Origin of the sequence: Paenibacillus athensensis (genome assembly GCF_004514475.2) — a bacterium.
In the GTDB taxonomy this organism is placed as follows: domain Bacteria; phylum Bacillota; class Bacilli; order Paenibacillales; family NBRC-103111; genus Paenibacillus_AL; species Paenibacillus_AL athensensis.
The window spans coordinates 106922-126799 of record NZ_MYFO02000015.1 but is presented as its reverse complement, the minus strand read 5'-3'; the positions used below and the strand labels follow the sequence as shown (position 1 = coordinate 126799).

The window sequence follows — 19878 nt, the reverse complement described above, 5'->3', positions numbered from 1 at the left end:
GTATATATCAGCATTTTCAAATTCAACCAAGCCGAACACTTGTCAAACATTAACTGGGTTTGCATACAAACTCATATCAAAGTGGCGGCCTAAAAATCAAAAAATGACTTCCTAGACAAACCCATTATTCCAATAAATTTCTTTTGAGTACTATATTTTTGTTTTTGAGACAACCTGGCTCACTATTTCATCCAACTCTTCAATTGAAATATAATATCCTTGCGCACGTTCAATCTCCGAGCTATTTTTATATATTAAATCCCCGTGCTTTTGTAAATGCTGTGCACCTGCTTCTTCTAATATCATGCGTGATGAATTGGCATCATTTACTCTCAGTGCAAGTCTTCCATTCAACTGCGATTTAATATTGGAAGGAACCAGATTGGCTGCTGGGCGCTGTGTACACAGTACTAAGTGGATGCCTCTCTTTCTTCCAATCTGTGCGATTCGCTTTACTGGAGTGAAGAATGCCTCCTTATCCTTTTTCTTTTCAAGTTGGTCAGATAAGTCAGCGAACTCATCAATAACAACCACCATCGGAGCTAGCTTTTCGTCAAATTTCTGATTGTATTGAATAATGTTTGCAACTCGTGCATCAGCAAGAATCTTTTCTCTTCTTTCAAACTCAGTAAATACTACATTTTTAATTACCTCGGTTGCCTCTTGGGCGTCTGAGATGATCTTTCCTCCAACAAGGTGTGGTATTCCTTCAAAATGGACAAAGTCCTCTAAACCTGAGGAAGAAAGCACTAATTGTAGCTCTTTTTCAGTCGGATGAGTTTTTATAAGCGATGCGAGCATCGTAAATAAAAACACCGTTTTTCCAGAACCCGTGCTTCCACCAATTAGAATATGAGGCATTTCCCCCAAGTCCTTTATAATATCTCTTCCATCTGGAGTTCTTCCAATTGGAAAATATAACTTCTCAGGTGATGCTGTAACTGGAAGTTTGCTGACAACCTCTGAATACAGTACTTGTTCTCTGTGAAGGCGCGGAATATCCAAAATAATCTCATCGGAATTATGAATTACTTGAATTAAAATTCCTGTTCGCTTCATTTCACGCCCGATATCCTCTAGATGATTTTCAACTGATTGAAGACTTTGTCCTCTTGAAAGCTTGAAATAAAGCCTAATTATACTTGGGCCAACTACTGCCTTACTTGGATCGCACTCTTTTAAATTTATATGGTAATCTGAACACGACCTCGTAAAGTCCCGAGCAAGTTGTTCAATCTCTTCCCTTGAAATCTCATCTACAGGGGCTTTCAAAGCATTTGACTCAGTCTTAGTAATGTTCGATTCATATTCCTTTGAAGCAGCCGCCTCATTTACTTCAATGACATTATCAGGAGACTGGTTGTATTCAATCGGCTCTGTTTCTAACGATTGTTGATTATCTCCAGTTGTCTCATACTCTTTAACGCCATCGTTATCAATTTCGATTTCCGGCTCAGTAGTGTCCTCTGTGGTTTCGTCAAAATCAATCTCCTTTGCTGATCTAGTCACCGAGGATGGTCCTCCGAAAATATCAACCTGTATCTCCTTAGCGGTTAGCTCGACAAATTCAATTGGACAATCATCAAATTCTGGGTGTACAGCATGTACTGTTCTCCCACCATTTGATTCACTAAGTTTGATATGAAGAAGCATGCCAGATACATAAATATTTATATTACCTGTTTTCCCCGTACCAAAAGCTTTTTTCAATACCTGACTCCATTGCTTTTGCCATTTGCTCTCATGAATATGTCTAAAACACTCCGAAACCACCTGGTACTTAAGAACCTCTCGCCGCGCAGCTACAAACATGTTAAGGGTGTCTGTTTCAACCAAATTGAAGATTTCTTTTAGCATTCCAACAACAGAAGCAATCTGATCTGCTGCGTGTCCTGTAACTAACTTAATGCCTGTATGTTCATCGACGGAAAGCCTAGCATCCGGTGAGTCATCTCTTGTTTTCACCTCAATAGGCTGAACATACAATGAATTAGTGCTCTCATCAAAGCGCAGACCAATAAGGTCGGCTCGTTCATTTCCAATGCTGCTGTCGTTTAGCCAAAGACGAGCATCTGGTGTATCCAATGAGGCTACCAAAGAATTCTGATATTTTTTTGTATACCACGCGGCAGCAAAGACGGTACCGATAAGCCCTTTTTTTCTATTGGCAATTGCTTGGGCATCTGCTCCAGATCGCGGGATGCTGATTAACCCCTCAGATGAAATATGCCCAAACTGAGAGAGAATATTAATTAACACCTCTTTATCTGGATATAGGTTATATTGCCGCAAAAGACTTAAATATTGCCCAATAATTCTAGAATCCTTAGAAGCCCATATACTTACCATCCGTCTACCATATTGCTTTTCTCCAATTGGAATTGTGTTACGTGGTAAGTAATTATTAGTCGTTCTATCCGCAGCGATTAACCACTGTGTTTCCCCATTCTCAATAGTAGAAACAACACTACTAATGTCGGCATCTGGATTATACGTAGGCCTCGGATTTCTATTCGCGGTTACTATTTCAGCATGACGCATAACCTTGTGATAGTCTCCAATCAAGCCTGAATCCATATCCGATGAAGGGAAAATGTCTCCACGATGGGTTATGTCGTCGAACTCATAATCATAGGTTACAACTAATGGATTAATATAAAGACTTTTCGTGCTCGGACCATATTCGATTGAATAGGCAGCCTGATCGAAATAGAAGGCAAGATGCACCGGCTTTTTTTGCAGCTCTTGCTTTACATCATTAGACGAAGCTACATTTTTAATACTAATTGAAATCCTACCACTTTTAATCAAATCGCCAATTTCGTAATCCTTAGATGAATAATCTAACTTGGCAAGTTCACTATTCCCATTTTGATTTCGTGTTAAATAGGCAAAGTACACTATTCGCTCGCAGCCGTTATTATCAATAAAATATTTTAACGACTTTAAGATGCTTGGTAAATCAGGAGCATCCACTGTACATATTCTAACTTCACTCCTAGTGTATGGAGCAAAGGCTACCCAACGCGACAGTATCTCTTCAACAGATTGAGTCCCATCATAGCCTAAATAGCGGTTTGTTTTGTTTTCAAAGGTGGGTAGCATCTCAATGCTTCCAGAGCACGGTAACTCAGTACTAATTGAATTTGTTATTAGCTTATCGACTACCAAAAAATTTACTATTTGAGGTAGAGATGAGAAAACCGCAGTTAAATTCTTTGCATCTTCCTCACTCATTTGCTCCCTGTTATTTGTAAGCTCCTTGAACACCTCATAATATCTCCAGAGGTAGAGCGGATGCAGGGGCATAAGCATTCCTTTCCATTCTACCGGTGTTTTTATGTACAATACATCTAAAAGCAAAAGAGCTCGAGCTACAAAGTTGCTACCCTTTTGACTTATTTCATGCATTGAAAGCTCATTATTGCAATAGGCGCGCAGTAAGCTAGCCCAAGCCTCTACATACTTTTTCAAGGCTTCTTGAAGAGTAAGGTCCACCCCGAATGACAAAACAGGGTAATACATTATTAAATCAATGTTATCGAGAAGCACCTTCCTTGACTCTATTAGATTTTTTATAATTGGCATAAAAAACTCTGCCGAATCCAACTTCTTCTCGGAAAATTGATCATCAAATCTAGACATAAATGAGAAGAGTGAGGAATTATCAAAGCTAGTCTTCATGTCGATGCTGTCTGGAACAAAAGGTATAAAATTTTCAATCTCTGCAGCAACCACATCTCTTAAAACAATTTCAGAGGTTTCAAGAATTCCCCCCCAATTAGTTTCATTGCAAGCCCTTCCGACAAGTTTTCGCAATGCAGGGTTATATGCCTCAAAAACAATCTTTCGATCCTCAAATATGCCCCCTATGCTAGTATAGGCGCTCTTACTATCATCAGGCTTATCATCAAAATGCTTTTTGATATCCCCCAAAAGTTCCTTTAAGTCATCAAGTTCTTCCTCAGTGGGCGTTATAATTGAATTTGTAATTAAGCTTTCTAACTCTCTACCGTTAATTATAGAATTGCTTTCCTCCTTTGGGTGGTCTCCCTCAGGGTTGTCTATGGACTTCTTTTCTGATTTTGTTGCCGCAAAAAGTCTTTGCACAATTTCAAAGCTTAGTAATCTGAGGGTATCCTTACGACCGTACTTGTAAAAATTCTGTAGATGCTTGTATGCCGCCTGCAGGTTATCTTTATCATCCTTGGTCGCCTTCACTAAGGAACGGCTTAGTTTCTTTCGCGACTCCTCGCTCATTTGGCCGATCGCCACAATTAGTTCTCTGTTTCGCTGAAGCCGCTCTGCAGGCTTAATACTCGTGCTTAAAATGTCAAAATCACACAAAAGGCCTAATATCCACATGTTACTAGGGATGGCAGCATTTAAATCCGGTTCAGCAGAGACTGCCTCAACGAACTCATAAAGTGTTTCGTAGGAGTAATATGAGGAGGTTTCGAGCAAGGCCTTCCAAAAATTCATTGTTGGTGTGTTAGTTTCCTGTCTCATACAACTCTCAAGTAAATACTTTGAAAGATCTCGTGGAGAAACAAGGTCAAACTCTGCTAAAGAATGCAGTTTATCACTATCTGTCCTTACAAAGGTGATAATTGCCCCCGCCTTATCAGATTCACTTCTCCACATAACAGCTTTCTCTATTCTTGTGGCTACAATTAAATCGTTAGTTTCTATTTCTTGTGTATTTTCGTAACCAACTGCCGTTATAAATAATTTTTTATTAAGAGTTTTAGCAACGGCCCCTGAAATAGCATCGGGAGAAATATCGTTAATACCTTTGACTAATATGCCAACCTTTGTCTCGGAGAGTCTATTTATTAGCAGTTCTATTAATAGCTCCTGCTTGTTTTTCATTCGGTAGTCCCTCCCAATCTAATCTGCAATATCCCATCAGCCATAATTTCTGCAAAGTTCATTGCTTCTAAAGTATCCGCAAAGCGATCAAAATTTTGATTCAACGAATCCGAGTCTGCTTGAAGAATACTCCCAGACTCATGCAGCTTTCTCATTTCAAAATCACTTCCACCTATTAGAACACCCATTCGTTCCCATAGACGTTCTCTCAATTCAGTGCCGGAAAGTGTCTCAGAAGGAGCCACACAAGTCCTGATTACCATCTCAAGTACATCCTGAGAAAGCGCAAATCGCTTGTTAACATGAAAATTAGTTGGAGGATACAAAATTCCCGACAAAATACCAATTGCTCTAAGATAATTTACTGGATGGGAAGAGGCCTGCAAAGCCAGCATATCATATATAGTAGTACCAAAAATAAGTCTAGCTTCATCTTCCTCAACTGCCGCAGCATCATTCTTTGCCAGTTCCCAAATTCGAGCTAACTCCCTCTCATCAGCCTTTGATTTTTTATTTGGTTCATATTCAGGTGTTTCTGAAGAAAGTAGTTCCTCTTTACTAAAAGCCTTTAATTCTTGTGCATATCCCCAAGCATAAAATCTCGATATAGATCGATGAACCTGAGTATAGGACATCACAGAAGCACGAGCGATACTAGACTGACTATCATCCGAAAAATCCAATAGGAATGGTCGGATGCTTTCCCCACAATAGAATGCTTCAAGAAGCGACAAGTAGCGGACTAGATTAAATATACAGAAGAAATTAAACAGCCTGAGTTGAGTCAGTGTGTTGGGATGTTGTTTAAAATGTGCTAGTAGACATTCACCCGACACCTTGAGCTCCCTCAAATATTTTTTTAATGCCACGGACTGTTGGGCAAAGGCCTCAATATCAGTATGTCTGCTATCCGCATACAGTCGATCCGGCTCTTCAATCAAAACTGGAGTAAAAAGAAGCGTAATGGGATCATTATTATCCTCAAGCAGTTTGGAAATATACTGTGATAACTCTGGACAATACTCTTTAATAATTCCACCAATGAATTCCCCCGCATCTTCATACATTGCGAAGCGTGTAATAAAATACCTAGAGCCTGAACTATATGAGACCATACTATCATCAGTTCCTGAAAACACCCCGTCATCGGCAGCAAGAAGCTTTTGAAGCAAATTTCTGAAGGTGGTTAATTCTTCAATTCGAATATCCTCTTCCTCAATAGCATTCATTTCTTTTAAAAAGCTAAGTACCTTCTCAGGAGTATTTGCTGCTGGTGTTTTCCCTTTAGCATTTGCCACATAAGAAAGCCTTTTAATTCCGCTGGTATCTGCCGATTTCCCATATATAACACGGGTTGCACCGCTAAATACATGTACTGGCTTAATACTAGAGCCATTTGGTTTAAACCCAACAAACCTTTTGTCCACTGTATCTCTTAATTTCTTTAAATAGAGCTTTTCCATTTATAACCGGCCCCCTATTTAATGCTTGCCACTACTCTGAATGGACAGATATTTTTTGCTGTCCATATCAATTGTAACGCTAATCTCTTTTTTTCCTTGGACATCTAAAAGAGTAACTTTAATCTCGTCCTCTTCTTTAATTTTATCATTTGCTTGTAGTTGCTCAATGAACCGCCAAACCTTTTTTACGTTATCATTTTCCATAAAAAGAACAGGCACTCCTCGTTCAGCCTCTAAGAGTAAACAATAGAGAGAGAAATCAACCTTTAAATAAACAGAAGGCATATTAATCTTTTCAAGCCTCAAATAATTCTGCGTCATTTCTATTCCTTGACTCATAGCGGAATTAAGTTGAGGGCGTCCAATGCACAACTGTGAGCCTGAAAGCTTTCCTAAGGAAATAAGTATACGACGAGAAGAATTATTAAAGCGATGCCCTGACCATATTTCCAGTTCCGTTCCAGGTTTTGTAATTCCAAAAAAGGCATTTAATTTTTTAATGAGTTCTTTGATAGTTCGTTTATTGTCTTGCCCTAAGAAAGCTTGAAATTTTGATACGTCATCATCGCTAATGTTTAATAATGCCTCGCCGTGTACATTAAAAAAGTAAAACTGCCGTTTTCTCAATTTGAACAATTCTATATTATTTACATCAATTGCCTCAGAAGAAATCGATATCCCTTCTGCCCATGTATCCTTATCTATTGTATTCTGGAGCAACTTTTCATCCCAAATAGGATGCGAAACTTGCGATGGATCAAAGGATTGACGAATAGCGTCAAACAAAGCGCCCTTTCCGCTATAGATCAAATTTGTCAAATCAAATTCATTTTCTCCGAAGGTTGCATGCATTTTTTCACATGTCCGGTTACCAAACAGGAGATATGATATAAACCCGAGTAACTCTCGTAAGGTAGCATGATGCCCCTTGAGTGCGACTCTAGTTAATATCCTTGAAAGTCTATCTTGGAACAATGGATTTTGTAAGAGTTCTGCATTCCTTAATACCTCACAGGATGAGGTGAATTGACAAATACCACATCCTTCGAAATTTTTTTTATCTGTTAAATTGTCAATAACACGTTTAATAATATTAGGAGATAACGCCTCTCGCTTACTAAGATCAAAAACAACTGCTTCTTTAAAATCATAGCTTTCATTATGAAAAATGGTTGAATTGATCATCTGTTTTTTCGCTTCAGCAATCGGTCTAAAATTTGGGTATTCTAGTGAAATAGAAAAAAGAACAGCTGCATTAATTGCAATAACGAAAGGAACACCAGATTGCTTAGCTGCATTCCAGCGTTCGAAAATCTCTTCATTGGATAAAGTGCTAGCATCAATTTCAATTATCGGTGGTCTCGGAAGCTCAGATAGCTTGGGTAAAAGCATACGAATAATATGAGTCTTGCCGTCTCCAGGATTACCGGTTAGCACTACGTCCTTGCCCTCAGAAACTGCATTTACTATGGCAGCATCAAGTTCAGTAACAACATGGATTTGGGAAAGATACTTGTTATCTATATTATCTGCATATGCACTGCTGCCGCGGTAAAATCCACTAATGAAATTGAAGACAGACCGATCACTATCTGGGTAGTGCATAATCAAAGCCTCCTTTAGCCTTTCAAATTTCCAATCCGACTGCTTTTTAACATCACTACTGACTAAGAAGGCAGACTTATCAAAGGACCGCAGCCGGTCAAAAATGGGAGAAAACCTCAATCGGCTTAAAACCCATCTCCGCTGCCAATATTTAATTATTTTTTGGGTCCCCGATTCGTAATCCTCTATGTCAAAGCCATAAATTGGTTTCTCATCAAGACCTAAAAGGTATTCCTTAGTATTCTTTGCTAACGCAGCGCCATAAACAATACGCGACATAGCATGCTTAGAAAGTTCCCTTGCTTCATCTTGGTTAGTTTCAAGCAATTCACGAATGGACATATTCATCAGGCGCATTTTTGGGCTTGCACCTTCGCCAAAAACGTGATTGATGCGTGTAAATCCAACATCACTGGTTGCTTCTGTCAAGCTCATTGTAGTGGCCTTGCTGATATGCATTGTTCCAAATCCATAGGTTTTACCTAACCTACGCCACTGAATATCAAAATCAGTTTCTAGTATCTCCTTGGGAATCTTTAATCTATTATACTGACTAGAGCCAACATAATAGAGAGATGTAGTACCAACGTAAACCAATTCAGCAGATCGACGTACATCCTCACCCTTAAGGCGACTTGCAATCTCACTTCTGCGTGAATCATAGCGCTTATAATAGTCATATATTACCTGAGGAGAGGTTGCCAGTAGAGCTACTAGCTTGCCTCCCAAGATTTCATTGTACGGTGGAACAGCTCCACATATATTTAGCTCCATCATGCTTGAGCCGATATGCTTCCCTTTTTGAGCAATTAATGCGGTTCGAATTGCTGAATAACCAGCCTCACTTTCGGCAAAGGAAAGCCATATACGCTCGAAATTTGAGCCGAGTATCAGTTCGTTCAATTGCTTCTTGGATTGAAGTAGTTTAGATAACTGTTCCGCTCTTTTTCTAAGATACAGAGCATTTTCTGTTTCTCGAGAAATACTACCTAATTCGCTCTTTTCTTCTAATTCATTTCGTTGCTCACTTTGGGAAAGCTTCAGTAAGTACTGACGCTCTTCCTCCGCAGCTGCGGCCTTGTATTGCAATGCTTTGATAGTTTCCTCAGAGGGATTTAATATTTCTGCTTCAGAACATAGATCCTGGTAGTCGATCCCTTGAATGCCTTCCTCTAGAAAAGATAGCAGCCTCTCAAACTCCCTATGAACTTCCTTCATTTCTTTTAATGTCTTAAGCTTTCTTGTAAATGAATTCGGCGTCCACCCAATATCATCATCCCTGCAGGTTATTTGCATTGCGCTGTTCTCAAGTGAAGCTATACCCATCACAGCGTGCATCGGATGAGCCGCATCTCGAATGAGATACTGCATTGTACGACCGGGTGTGGTTTCCGCAGGAGTAGACCAAGTTAATCTGAAATATCTCCAGATGTCTGATAGCTTCAACCCCGTGAAGGTATCCCTTTCATTTTCTTTTACAAGTTGTAAGTAAGGGCTAACAGCATCCTCAATAGAAATCTTGTGTTTAAGTACATCCTCAAGTTTGTCTGCTAGGTAGCTCCCATCAGCTATTAGGCAAGAAATCTCCCTTTTTCCCGATGAAGGTGACTCCATTCGGGTAATAAAATCCACATAAGAAAGCAAGCGATCAAGACGACTCTCTTGCATCCAACTTCTAAGCAAACCTTTTATTTCAGGAGTGGAGGCATCCTGAATTTCACTTTGGTCCAGATTAGGAAGGCGCATTTCTAAAACGCCTTCCCTGTAGCAGGCCTTCCACGAAGCCCGAATTAAATCTCTAAATAATAACCAAACAGCACGATATTTTTTTCTCTGGGCCGTATTAACAAAGCACTCATTCTCAACCCACGATATTTCGTTGTTCACGATTTGCTCAATATTCGCAACAGATGTATTTTCATTAATAAGGGATACAGCATTATAAAATCTCATTCTGAACTGACCTTCGATCTTGGGCCTGAAAGAAATTGTTCTATTCAACATTCAATAAGACCTCGTTTCTCAAAATGCTATTCTCTAGTTGACTATCACGCTCTATAAAAAAACGCAGCTTCCGAGTTACCTTCAATCTATAGGTCTCTAAACTCATGCCTAAATCAACACATTTTTTTAGCCTTGTATTAAAATCCGCAGCAGACACATCCAACGTTAAATTATCTATGTAAGAGGAGAGCAATACCAAGCAGTAACGTACCTGGTAGCCATTTAATAAGGCTTCTTCTAGTGCTTCAAGTTGCCTGATTGAGCGTTCTCCATTTACTGACGGAAACCTCACAGCTGTTTTATCCGCAAGTATACTTTTAACCTCAACTATCGTTGGAGGAACCGACACCACCAAATGATCTGCTTTGTAGCCCTCCAGCGTAAATTTTTCCTTTTGAATCGATATATTTGAGGAGTATTCTTTACGAATAACCTCAAGCAATAGAGTATTAGCTTCACTTAAATTAAGAACAATATAGCCAAACTCGCCCTTTACTGCATATAAGGTATATGCTGTTCTTGTTTTAATTCCCTTATTTTTAATTAGTAAGACCTTCTTGTTAGCTAAATCAACGAAATTAGATAACCTTGCAGAACTAGCAACATAACAAAGATGCTCTTCTTTTTTTATTTTCACTAAGCATAGGAATCTATTCTTACATTCTTCAATAAAAACCCCTCTAACGAAGTTGCTCATTTAAATCGCCTTATTTCATTTGTATTAGTTATCTTCATCTGTAACTTCCATAATATCGCCAATATCGCAGCTTAATGCTCTACATACCTTAACAAGAACATCGGTAGTTACATTCTCATTTCGACCAAGCTTCGCAAAGGTGCTTGCGCTAATTCCCGACATTTCTCTTAACTGCGTTTTTTTAATGTCTTTATCAATAAGTAGCTTCCAAAGCCTCTTATAGCTAACACCCATTATTTATCAGCTCCAGAATAAAAAATCTCACAGGATAGGCATTTCTCTTAAGTATAATTCTAGATGTAAGTGAACACAACAAATAAGTTCGTGATCGCAAACTTATATTTGAAGTATCACAAGAAAGAAGTGCATACTTAGATGCCCTTGAGTCCAGATAATCAACAAAAAAAGATATTGACATCCATTTCTGCTTTATGGATAATCAAGGTAACTGAATAATCGTCCGCTACAGCATCGCTGTAGGTGACAGAAATGTCACTTACCAGTCGGGGAGGCGCCAACGATGAGAAAAATAACTTCAAGGTTTAATATACAGAAGTTTATTTCCACGCGTTATACCGCCCTACTTTTAATGTATGGGCGGTTTTTCAGTTTAAAAAACGTGGAAAGAGGTATTAAAATGCAAAAAACTGAAATGGACGTTGTAAATGAAAAAGGGTTGCTTCTGGCACCGTATGTTAAGAGTCTGCTCGCTATTGGGCCGACAGCATCTGGAAAGACGGCTTTAGTAAAACAATTTGCTTCAGTATTGTTCCATCCCCTCTTGGATGACATTATAGGAGAAGGTAGTGGGACGGTTCGAGAAAAAAGATTTATTTTTACTACTGCGTTGAAGGATCAATTAATTGTTGCCGTCAAGCCGCAACAGCCATACGTGCCTTATGATGATTTTGTAAATAAAGCGGCAGGTCCACTCGCAGACTTGATTTCTCGTGATCATAAGAAAATCAGAGAAATGGAGCAGAAGCAACTTGATGAGGAACTGACACGACGAATCGCACAGCAGTTTCTCACAAAAAATAACACAGAAGCTCAGTATCATCTGATTGATGAGAAGATAATAGATGCTATTGTCGAAAAACTCTCAAAAGCCTTGAGTCCCTTTGCCCTTGAAAATGCAAGCTGGATTTATAACGAGTCCGTCAACAACACTGACGATAAGGATATTAAGAAGCACTCTCGAAAGCTAAAAGAGCTTATCCTGATGAATACAGTAACCCATCTCCAGGCAAACATGGAAACACGTAAGGTCTTGGATGAATTGTACAATGAGCTCGAGTTCTTGCTCGGCCAAAAATTCCTAACTTACTTTAACGATAGTGATGTCTCCGACGATGGCTACTTCTTTGTTGAGCTACATCATCATCAAATGGATTGTGAGTTTGCCAAGGCGTTCTTTACAAATAATGACCTTCAGAAGGGAAAGCGTCTCTCCATTGAGGTACTATGCGAGGAAATCCTCATATATATGCCAATGAATTCAGCACTTGAAATGAATTTTGTTCCAAATGAAATGAATGAAAATTACGTTGACAAAGAGCTTCAACAAGCTTATGGCACGTTCGATGGACACTATTCATTTTCTTTAGAGGACACGCGTGGGCTTTATCACAACAGCGAGGACGACGAGGCCGAAAAAGCGAATCTGAGGAACTTTCTTTATAATAAGCAATACGATGCACTATTGGTCGTGCTCCCATTAGTGAATAATCCCAATCAAAAAAAGATGATTGGTCATTTGTCTGAAATTCTGGAGCATTACAGAAAAGAAGTGCCCTTTATCCTAATAGGTACAAAAGCAGATGAATTCGCTGATTCTATTAGAAAAGACGAAGCGGAGGCAGAGGAGGACGATCTCGAGGAGACCATTGATCCAAAGGATATGGCTGTGTTACTCAAGGCTGAGTATGAGGATCTTACGCGTCCCATTCGGGAGAGTATGGTTCGCAAGAATCCGGCAATAACAATGCCGGTGATGTTCAAAAAACCTCTTGATAAGCTGGACCGTAAATCCTTATATCCTTTATTCAGCCCTCTACAAGTCGTTCCAATGATTTTGAGCGCATTAGCCAAGGATTTCCTCCTCTCAAATACACGGATTCGGTTTGAATTGGAAAACGAGGGCGCTCCCTTCAGGGTACAAAAATCAGAGGTATTTAAAGTTCTCAGGAAATTTTGGCTCCATGAACCATCTGTTAAATCACAAGTGATCGACCCTTCCTTGGATAATATTTCAAAAAATTCAGGATTAGTTCCGCATGGGAACAGTTGGAATGCGCTTGTTAATCATCTGAGAAACGGCTGTGGATGGGTTTCAAACATTAATGAGGATTATTTCGGTAATTGCAAAAATATAACTATTACTTTCCCCACAAATGTTCAAAACTTTATTAAACCGGGCCTTATTATTGCTCTACTTGATTCAGCGGTAGAATTTAACGGGGAAATTACAGAAGAAAAGGACAAGGAAGAGTTTCGCAAGAAGGTCATTCATTATTCAAACCCAGCAACGTTCGCCGCAGCATTACTGTACCGCCATATCATGGCAAATGTTCTATCTACGAAATACGGAAAAGAGCGCTTTGCAGAGTTTTTAAAAGCATCCGATGAGCTTCTTCGAACAAGCGACAATCAATTCAGGCTCTACCATGAGTTTATTGAAAATGGCGGTAAGCAAAATGTGGTGCCAGATAAAGCAGAGCATGTGCAAAAGATGACTTCTGCATTGGCCGATGTTCTAAATGCTGCTCTAATGTTTGTATTTAATTATCACGTGAAGCAAGCCTAATACATCGGGGCTGTCCGAAAAGAGATCGTACTATAGGGTATAACCCAAAAATGACCCCAAAATCCACAGTAAAGTGGAGAAAGGGGTCATTTTTTATGGGCATTTTGCTACTTCAAGTGGGGCTCTAAAATCACAAATTGACTTTTCGGACAGCCCCTTTATCTGTGGAAAGGATAGTTAATTCATTTATTTTTTGGACTTCATTATGTATACCCCCAAATAGCACTTGCTTATTCCTGTCAAACAAATCCCTATACATCACCTGGCCCCTACTGGATGAGGCATCGATAACCTTGCCGTTGCCGGCATATATGCCCACGTGCGAGATGTTCATGAATCGTCCATTTTGCTCATAGCTCCAGAATATCAGATCGCCCGGCGCCAACTCGGCAAAGTTGATCGTCAGTCCGTTTTCCAGCAAATATCGAGCCTGCTCCGCCGCAGTTCGCGGTAAGGAAATGCCAAACTGCCGATAGACCCACTGAACCAAATAGCTACAATCCGTAAAGTTGTCCTGACCAGCCTTCGGTTGGCTGTACGGATCGCCTAAACGAGTCAGCGCCAATTTAACGGCCTCACTGCCCAACTCGCCCTCAGGCAAATGCTGTTGAACCAATTCAAGTTGCTTCGGCGTTAAGCCATTGTCCGCTTCTTTGCCTAGTATTGCAAACATCATCGGTCGGAACTCTGCCGACAACATTTCCTTCATCAAATCCATCTGCTCGCTTGTAAAATGGTATGCCTCTGCTTGTTGCTCCGCGGTTCTACTATTAATAGTAATATGCAAAATGTGCTCGTAGCTTGTCGTCGTCTCTTCGCTATAGCTTCCGTCCTTATGCTGGACAGTAACTGTTTCCTTATGTTCAATCATTTCAACATGGGATTCCCACTGATTCATCTCCCAAAATACCTCGTGGATGATACCGATTCTTGTAGCATCAAGTGAAACTACATCCATTCCGTTCTTGGTATCCGTGACTGTCTTTACAGCAAAGACGGCTATAATGTCCGCCCAATTATCGATTCTCGTGTTGTCTGCGCTATCAGTATAATGAATCTCCACCCGGTCTACGTTTCCAGCGGACTGCTGCATTTCTCGCAGCTTTGCCTCAAATTCAGCGTCCAACTCCTGAACGATTCGAGGAAGCGGCTTTACATCAGCATCCTTATTTTCTCCGGATACGAAAATACCAAATGGAGAGGAAATGACGGCAGCTATCGCCATCATTATGCACAGCAATACGATCACTGTACTGCTGACCCCCAAAAGCGCCGCCAGTCCTTTGACAAACATCGCAGCGGCTCTTACAACCATTTTAATAATACGAAGATTCAGTCTTGCAGCAATTTGCGCCCTTTGAAGTGTACGGCGTGTCGCCATCGCCATTTGAGTAGCCCGTTTAGCTGTCTCGACGGCATTCATTTTCGGCTTCGCGCGAACATCGTTTTTAGCCTGTCCCAGCCGCTGCCCCGTTTTGATAAACGGCGACAATACTTTTAACGTTCGCTCTTTCCGCTTGATCGTTTGACCTGCTAGTTCAGACACGAGCGCATTAAGACGAGGCGCTCGTATATTTGCAAAATGCGATGGCGCGGCGGCGCGTGTCTTTTTCCCGGATAGTTTAACGTTCTGCTTCGTGGCCGCAACAGGATACCTATCGCTTGAACGATGAGAAAGCCGGGCATTGGCCCGGCTCCGTATGAAGCGTTGTTCTCCTGATTGTTGATCTGAACGCAAGAGATATTTGCCATCAATCGGCTTACGAAGACGAACCCTGCGTGCTTGCCGCAATGTTGGCGTAATCGAAGGCTCAGGCTTCGTGTCAACGGGGGGGACTCCCACAACACGAGTACCGTTCGGTAACGCCTGCTTTTTAAGAATTAGTTGAATCAATCTGCTGCTCACACGGATGCTCATTCCCATTTGAGGTCGCACCATTTTCTTCATGGTCGATTCGGAGCGATGCTTTGCATATGCTTCGGGAGTTTGACCATGCGCTTTGTCATGATCTGCCTGCCGCTCAATTACTTTAGGGAGATTGTCCAACCGTTTGATGTCCCTTACCACAGCCCTCATTTTGATTTTCTTCATTATCCGTTTCCACTCCCGTCACAAGCGGTCATTTAGCGAATCTGCTCCGTCCGCCGTTTCAAAATCTGATCATGACTACGGCAAAATTCTGGATAACGAAGGTGGATAGCTTCAAAAAAATAAGGGGCGTAGCCACATGCAAACAACTCGTTTGGAGCGGAGTAGCGTTCTGCGCCTTCCTCCGTCCAACCATTCCACAGATTGAAGGCGAGGCGACAGATGCGCACGGTGCTGCCCGTTTGCCAAGAAGCCGCAAGTCCCTCTGGCTTAATGCCCCCATGAGAAAAATCAAATAAATCGCGGATATGCTTGCGAGTTTCTTGGGAAATGCCGAGCGTATAAAACAGCGCCCGATGGTATGCGTCGCTGCAATTTCGTTCATGCAGCATCCGATAGTAGAAATCTTCATGCTGTGCGTCGTGAAACTGAGTAGGGTTCATCATACTACTAGGCTCCTCTCTTAGATAATGGGCGACTGGTCGCTTCAAGAATGTCAAACCAGCCGCCCCAAAAGGACAAGCGCTTCTATCTACCTATTCATTTTTCGGGCAAATTCGGAACCGGCAGGCGATGATTGATCACATATTTTTTAGAAATTGCGACATTTGCTTCAACCCGCGCTCAATCGATGTGCGAACCGCTCGCTCGTCCACTTGCTCGGCTGCCGCAATTTGGACTTTGCTCATTCCGAGAAAAAAGTGTGCGTAGATTCGTCGAGAGGACTTCTCCGACAGTTGGCACAGCGCTTCGTACAATTGTTGGCTCGTCAGCTTCCGTTCGTAATATTCTTCCGGGGTAATGAGCCGAAATAGAACGTCATGCTCAATTCCGTCTTCTCGATCAAGCGAGTAATATGCCTGATGACGGTATGTGCGAAGCCTGTAGGCATTTTCAGCTTTATCGAAGCGGTGAATTTCTTCCGCTATCTCATCGTTCACTTCGACCCACGTATCCGCTTTGATTGAAGGATACACGTTCCGCAAATTGATTTTTTTCATATTCGTCCCTCCGTTCTGGTTTGTTGGTAAACCAAAACAGAGGGAGGAGAGCGGCAACCGACACTTCCTAATAAACGTTGGGGTGCAGCTTCAGAGAATACAAAAAGGACTTTGCCGCAGCGCATACCAGCGCTTCATTGCGGCAAAATCCCAATTTGAATTTTGTTGTGTGGTTGGTAGATATAACCGGTGAGGGTTTATCAAAAGCTTATTTTTGGATACTGCATACGACAAAGAATACAACATACCATTGCCTCCTCACATGGCAACACCATATGGTGAGGAAAAAGCTTAGTTATCACGTAATCGGTGTTGTCATTCAGTGGTTAGTTGTAAACTCAAATCAAGCATTCCTTTAATATCAGGTTTTCAGGCCATGCTCGCGGCTTTCCTTTAAAAATTACAACCATTTTTACTGTAATTAACTCTTGATGCGCTTGCTTTGTCATGTGCAGCATCATTTCCAGTAGAGTATTTATTGAGCTTTCGATACTCCAGAATTACAGGAAAGATAACTATAATCGCTATGAAAATCACCACTCCTGTCTGCCAGTAAAACATCGTTGTAACTCCCTCCTTAAATGAATGCTTCTGATCCATTTTCAAGCTTCAAAGCAGCTCCTGCTTTGAAGCAAATTATATACGAAGAAATTCCCTTGCTTGTACTCCCAAAAATATTTGAGGGCTGAAAAGAAGCAAAATAACCCCCTAAAAATTTTTAGGGGTATTCAAACCTAGCAGAACAGTTTACAAATAATTTCATATGATGCTATATGTAGAATATAAGATAAAAGAAGGGGGCGGCATTGTGTTGTTATTTTTCGCGGAATACAGGGGGGTTCACCACATATGACCAAACTCGTAAAAGCCTTGGTAGTCGACGATCATCCTTTAGTCGCAAACGCCACCAAAGCATTGCTGGAGGATATCGAGGGTATTGAGGTAATCGGGATTGCGGGTAGCGCCAGCCAATGTATGAAGGAGGTATCCTCAAACCGGCCCGACCTCATCTTTCTGGACTATCGGCTTCCCGATCAATCCGGTATTGAAGTAGCTGCTCAAATCAAGAGCAGCTACCCGGATATACGTATTGTTATCTTTACAGGAATCGATATTACTGACATTATCAATAAATCTATTGAGCTGAAGCTAAGTGGGGTTCTCTCAAAGGAATCCAGCACCAGGACGATTAAAAATATGGTCAACTGTATTTTGGACAACCATTCCATGCTTCCTTTTTCCCTTTATCATCAAGCCCATGTAGATACTTCAGCTCTAACCGAAAGCTTTGTTCTTGATCAAGAGGAAATTCATATCATGAACCTCTTGCTCAAAGGTGCTACGCTTGAGCAGGTCGCTGAGCATATTCATATGAGCAAACGTACTGTCGATAATTATTTGAGGAAAATCTATGAAAAAATGGGTGTGCAGACACGTGCCGAAGCATTAGAAAAATTTTTGAAAAGTATGTATCAGCAATCATAGGCTCAACTGAAAATTTGCTCTGAATGATAGAATATCACGCTCATATCCCGCTTCACCAATACATAAATAGAAAATTGCGCGAATAGCGAAACGGCATTGCGCGATTTATGCAAATTTCAAACAACCTATACCAATCTATCAAAAAATGGAATATATTAATAATTGTGCAAATTGAACTTCTGGCCAGTAGTCAATGTGCGAATTTTATCAACTACAATATTAGGATGGTGCAAAGAGTGAACGTAAAGAAAATGTGGTTAACCTTGGTAGCCATGATTTTGATCGCAGCAGTTTCGCCTGTATCCGCTTTTTCTGCTGCTCCAGCCGGGAATGTGTTATCCAAATCTCAATTTAAAGAATTGCAGCATAATGCCCTGCTAGCAGCGGAAAAGTATGTTAATGTTGTAAGTCAAAATGGATTTGAAGCATGGCAATCTGCCAGCATCACCTACCAATTCCCTTTGTTTGATTTTGAGGATGAGATCACTTCGTTCCTGTTTGATATTACTAACGCAGCAGGTGCTGCTGGTTATGTAGTGGTTAGTGCCGAGGATTCGCCGGTCGTCATTGAATCGGCCCGTGAAGGCGTTAGCCCCTATGTATCCATACAAAAGAACGAAAAAGCCTTATATGTAGGCCCTACACAGTATTTCATAAAAAAGAGGGACGATACGTATTATGACATCCGTGAGCATGCATCTAAAAATAAGACAAATCTGAAATCCAACGGCTCATTAAATGGTTCTAAAAAAGCGCCGGAAACAGGGCTTGATGGTGCGGAGGTTGGCTTATTGTCAGCTCCTACAGTTGGAATTAATTCTGTTGTGAGCTATTCCTCCAAAATTATTTCTACAGTTCCAGACTTTTCTTGGCGAAAAGGCTGTAGCCCTACCAGCTTCTCAAACATTATCTGGTACTACAGATATTCTCAGGGCTACACCAACCTGCTCCAAAGCACAACCACCTCTGACACTTTAATCGATGTATTGGCAAGCTCGACATATATGAATACAAATTCGAGTGGAGCAACTGGCTGGGACGACCGCGTTAATGGTATGAAAAAGTTTTGGTCTGACCGCGGCTATACGGTATCTGTAACCAGAAATTCCGCCAGCTTCACGGATCATAAAACAGAAATCAATGCAAACCGACCTGATATCATCAATGTTGTTGGGGATGCAACCTATTCGAATCACGATATGACGGGAGTGGGTTTCGAAGAATATCAAGAATCCACGGAAAACTTTAAATGGTACAGATACGTCATTGTACATGATACATGGAACTCAACACCCAAAGACGTGTACATCTACTTACCGCAGCTCTCATGGAATGAAACTGTAAAAGTAAAGCCTTAGTGAAAAAGAGGAGAGGTGCTCATGCGGCACCTCTCCTTTATCTACCAAGCAAACCAGGTATTTGTTCCTTGCCTAAGGCTACGAGGTAGTTGTCTAAATTAACAACGATTGTTTTATCCTGTGCCTTATAATAGGCTTTATTCACTTTTAAATAACCAGCGCTGCTGTATTCTATGCCGTTCCCAAGTAGTAAAGTAAAGTTCTGGCCAACAGAATCGGGAATTTCTATAGGCTCAAAGCTCATGGATTTAATCTCACCGACAACCTTCTCAATGGTTGCTTGATCCGGCAAGGTGAATTCATTGCCATCTCCGAATTTAACTTTTATTTCCTTTGGCATCGTTATTTTCTCAGAGATGTTTGTATTCATCGATTCGCTATTGCAGCCCCAAACTGGAACCAACAAAATGAATAACATCATTGACAGTGCAAAAGTTTTCATTTAATCCCCTCCTAGATAACCAGACGCATGCAATTGCGTTTTTGTTACAAAAAAAT

General features: G+C 40.9%; 13 protein-coding genes. 3 read left to right on the top strand and 10 right to left on the bottom strand.

The genetic code is table 11. The features are described 5' to 3' along the window. Nucleotides 1-150: 150 nt before the first annotated feature. Genes B5M42_RS21485 through B5M42_RS21465 form a run of 5 tightly spaced genes read right to left on the bottom strand, consistent with a single transcriptional unit; the run spans nucleotide 151 to nucleotide 10875 of the window. The gene (locus B5M42_RS21485; RefSeq protein ID WP_134753707.1) at nucleotides 151-4872 is read right to left on the bottom strand and encodes an FtsK/SpoIIIE domain-containing protein; all 4722 of its coding nucleotides are present in this window, start codon (nucleotides 4870-4872) and stop codon (nucleotides 151-153) included. After that, nucleotides 4869-6335: a hypothetical protein gene (locus B5M42_RS21480; protein ID WP_134753705.1), complete on the bottom strand. Its 1467-nt coding sequence runs from the start codon at nucleotides 6333-6335 to the stop codon at nucleotides 4869-4871. The genes B5M42_RS21485 and B5M42_RS21480 overlap by 4 nt, the downstream gene beginning before the upstream one ends. Before the next feature lie 18 nt (nucleotides 6336-6353). Further along, nucleotides 6354-9944: a Druantia anti-phage system protein DruA gene (locus B5M42_RS21475; protein WP_134753703.1), complete on the bottom strand. Its 3591-nt coding sequence runs from the start codon at nucleotides 9942-9944 to the stop codon at nucleotides 6354-6356. Then, nucleotides 9934-10641 (bottom strand): DNA/RNA nuclease SfsA, encoded by a 708-nt coding sequence (locus B5M42_RS21470; protein ID WP_134753701.1) that lies wholly within the window; start codon nucleotides 10639-10641, stop codon nucleotides 9934-9936. Before B5M42_RS21470 ends, B5M42_RS21475 begins: the two co-directional genes overlap by 11 nt. 24 nt (nucleotides 10642-10665) lie before the next feature. Next, on the bottom strand, nucleotides 10666-10875 hold the full coding sequence (locus B5M42_RS21465; RefSeq protein WP_134753699.1) for a helix-turn-helix domain-containing protein: 210 nt from the start codon (nucleotides 10873-10875) through the stop codon (nucleotides 10666-10668). A 286-nt stretch (nucleotides 10876-11161) separates the two neighbouring features. On the opposite strand from B5M42_RS21465, the gene B5M42_RS21460 reads away from it, so the two are divergent. Further along, nucleotides 11162-13447 (top strand): hypothetical protein, encoded by a 2286-nt coding sequence (locus tag B5M42_RS21460; protein ID WP_134753697.1) that lies wholly within the window; start codon nucleotides 11162-11164, stop codon nucleotides 13445-13447. Nucleotides 13448-13577: 130 nt separating this feature from the next. Here B5M42_RS21460 and B5M42_RS21455 read toward each other — a convergent pair whose 3' ends face one another. The 4 genes from B5M42_RS21455 to B5M42_RS21440 all read right to left on the bottom strand — a co-directional run bounded on the left by B5M42_RS21455 (nucleotide 13578) and on the right by B5M42_RS21440 (nucleotide 17143). Next, nucleotides 13578-15539, bottom strand: coding sequence for a C40 family peptidase (locus B5M42_RS21455; protein WP_209280726.1), 1962 nt, complete (start codon nucleotides 15537-15539; stop codon nucleotides 13578-13580). A 32-nt stretch (nucleotides 15540-15571) separates the two neighbouring features. Continuing rightward, nucleotides 15572-15982 (bottom strand): DUF6075 family protein, encoded by a 411-nt coding sequence (locus tag B5M42_RS21450; protein WP_230633113.1) that lies wholly within the window; start codon nucleotides 15980-15982, stop codon nucleotides 15572-15574. 135 nt (nucleotides 15983-16117) lie between these two features. Further along, nucleotides 16118-16537 (bottom strand): RNA polymerase sigma factor, encoded by a 420-nt coding sequence (locus tag B5M42_RS21445; RefSeq protein ID WP_134753695.1) that lies wholly within the window; start codon nucleotides 16535-16537, stop codon nucleotides 16118-16120. Nucleotides 16538-16930: 393 nt separating this feature from the next. Further along, nucleotides 16931-17143, bottom strand: a complete 213-nt coding sequence (locus B5M42_RS21440) for a hypothetical protein (protein ID WP_134753693.1) — start codon at nucleotides 17141-17143, stop codon at nucleotides 16931-16933. A 243-nt stretch (nucleotides 17144-17386) separates the two neighbouring features. Between B5M42_RS21440 and B5M42_RS21435 the strand changes: the two genes are divergently transcribed. Then, nucleotides 17387-18022, top strand: coding sequence for a response regulator transcription factor (locus B5M42_RS21435; protein ID WP_134753691.1), 636 nt, complete (start codon nucleotides 17387-17389; stop codon nucleotides 18020-18022). Between the two features lie 236 nt (nucleotides 18023-18258). Next, complete coding sequence (locus B5M42_RS21430; RefSeq protein WP_167689980.1) at nucleotides 18259-19380, top strand: C39 family peptidase; 1122 nt, start codon at nucleotides 18259-18261, stop codon at nucleotides 19378-19380. Between the two features lie 37 nt (nucleotides 19381-19417). Here B5M42_RS21430 and B5M42_RS21425 read toward each other — a convergent pair whose 3' ends face one another. Beyond that, nucleotides 19418-19822, bottom strand: coding sequence for a hypothetical protein (locus tag B5M42_RS21425; RefSeq protein ID WP_134753687.1), 405 nt, complete (start codon nucleotides 19820-19822; stop codon nucleotides 19418-19420). Between the last annotated feature and the right edge of the window lie 56 nt (nucleotides 19823-19878).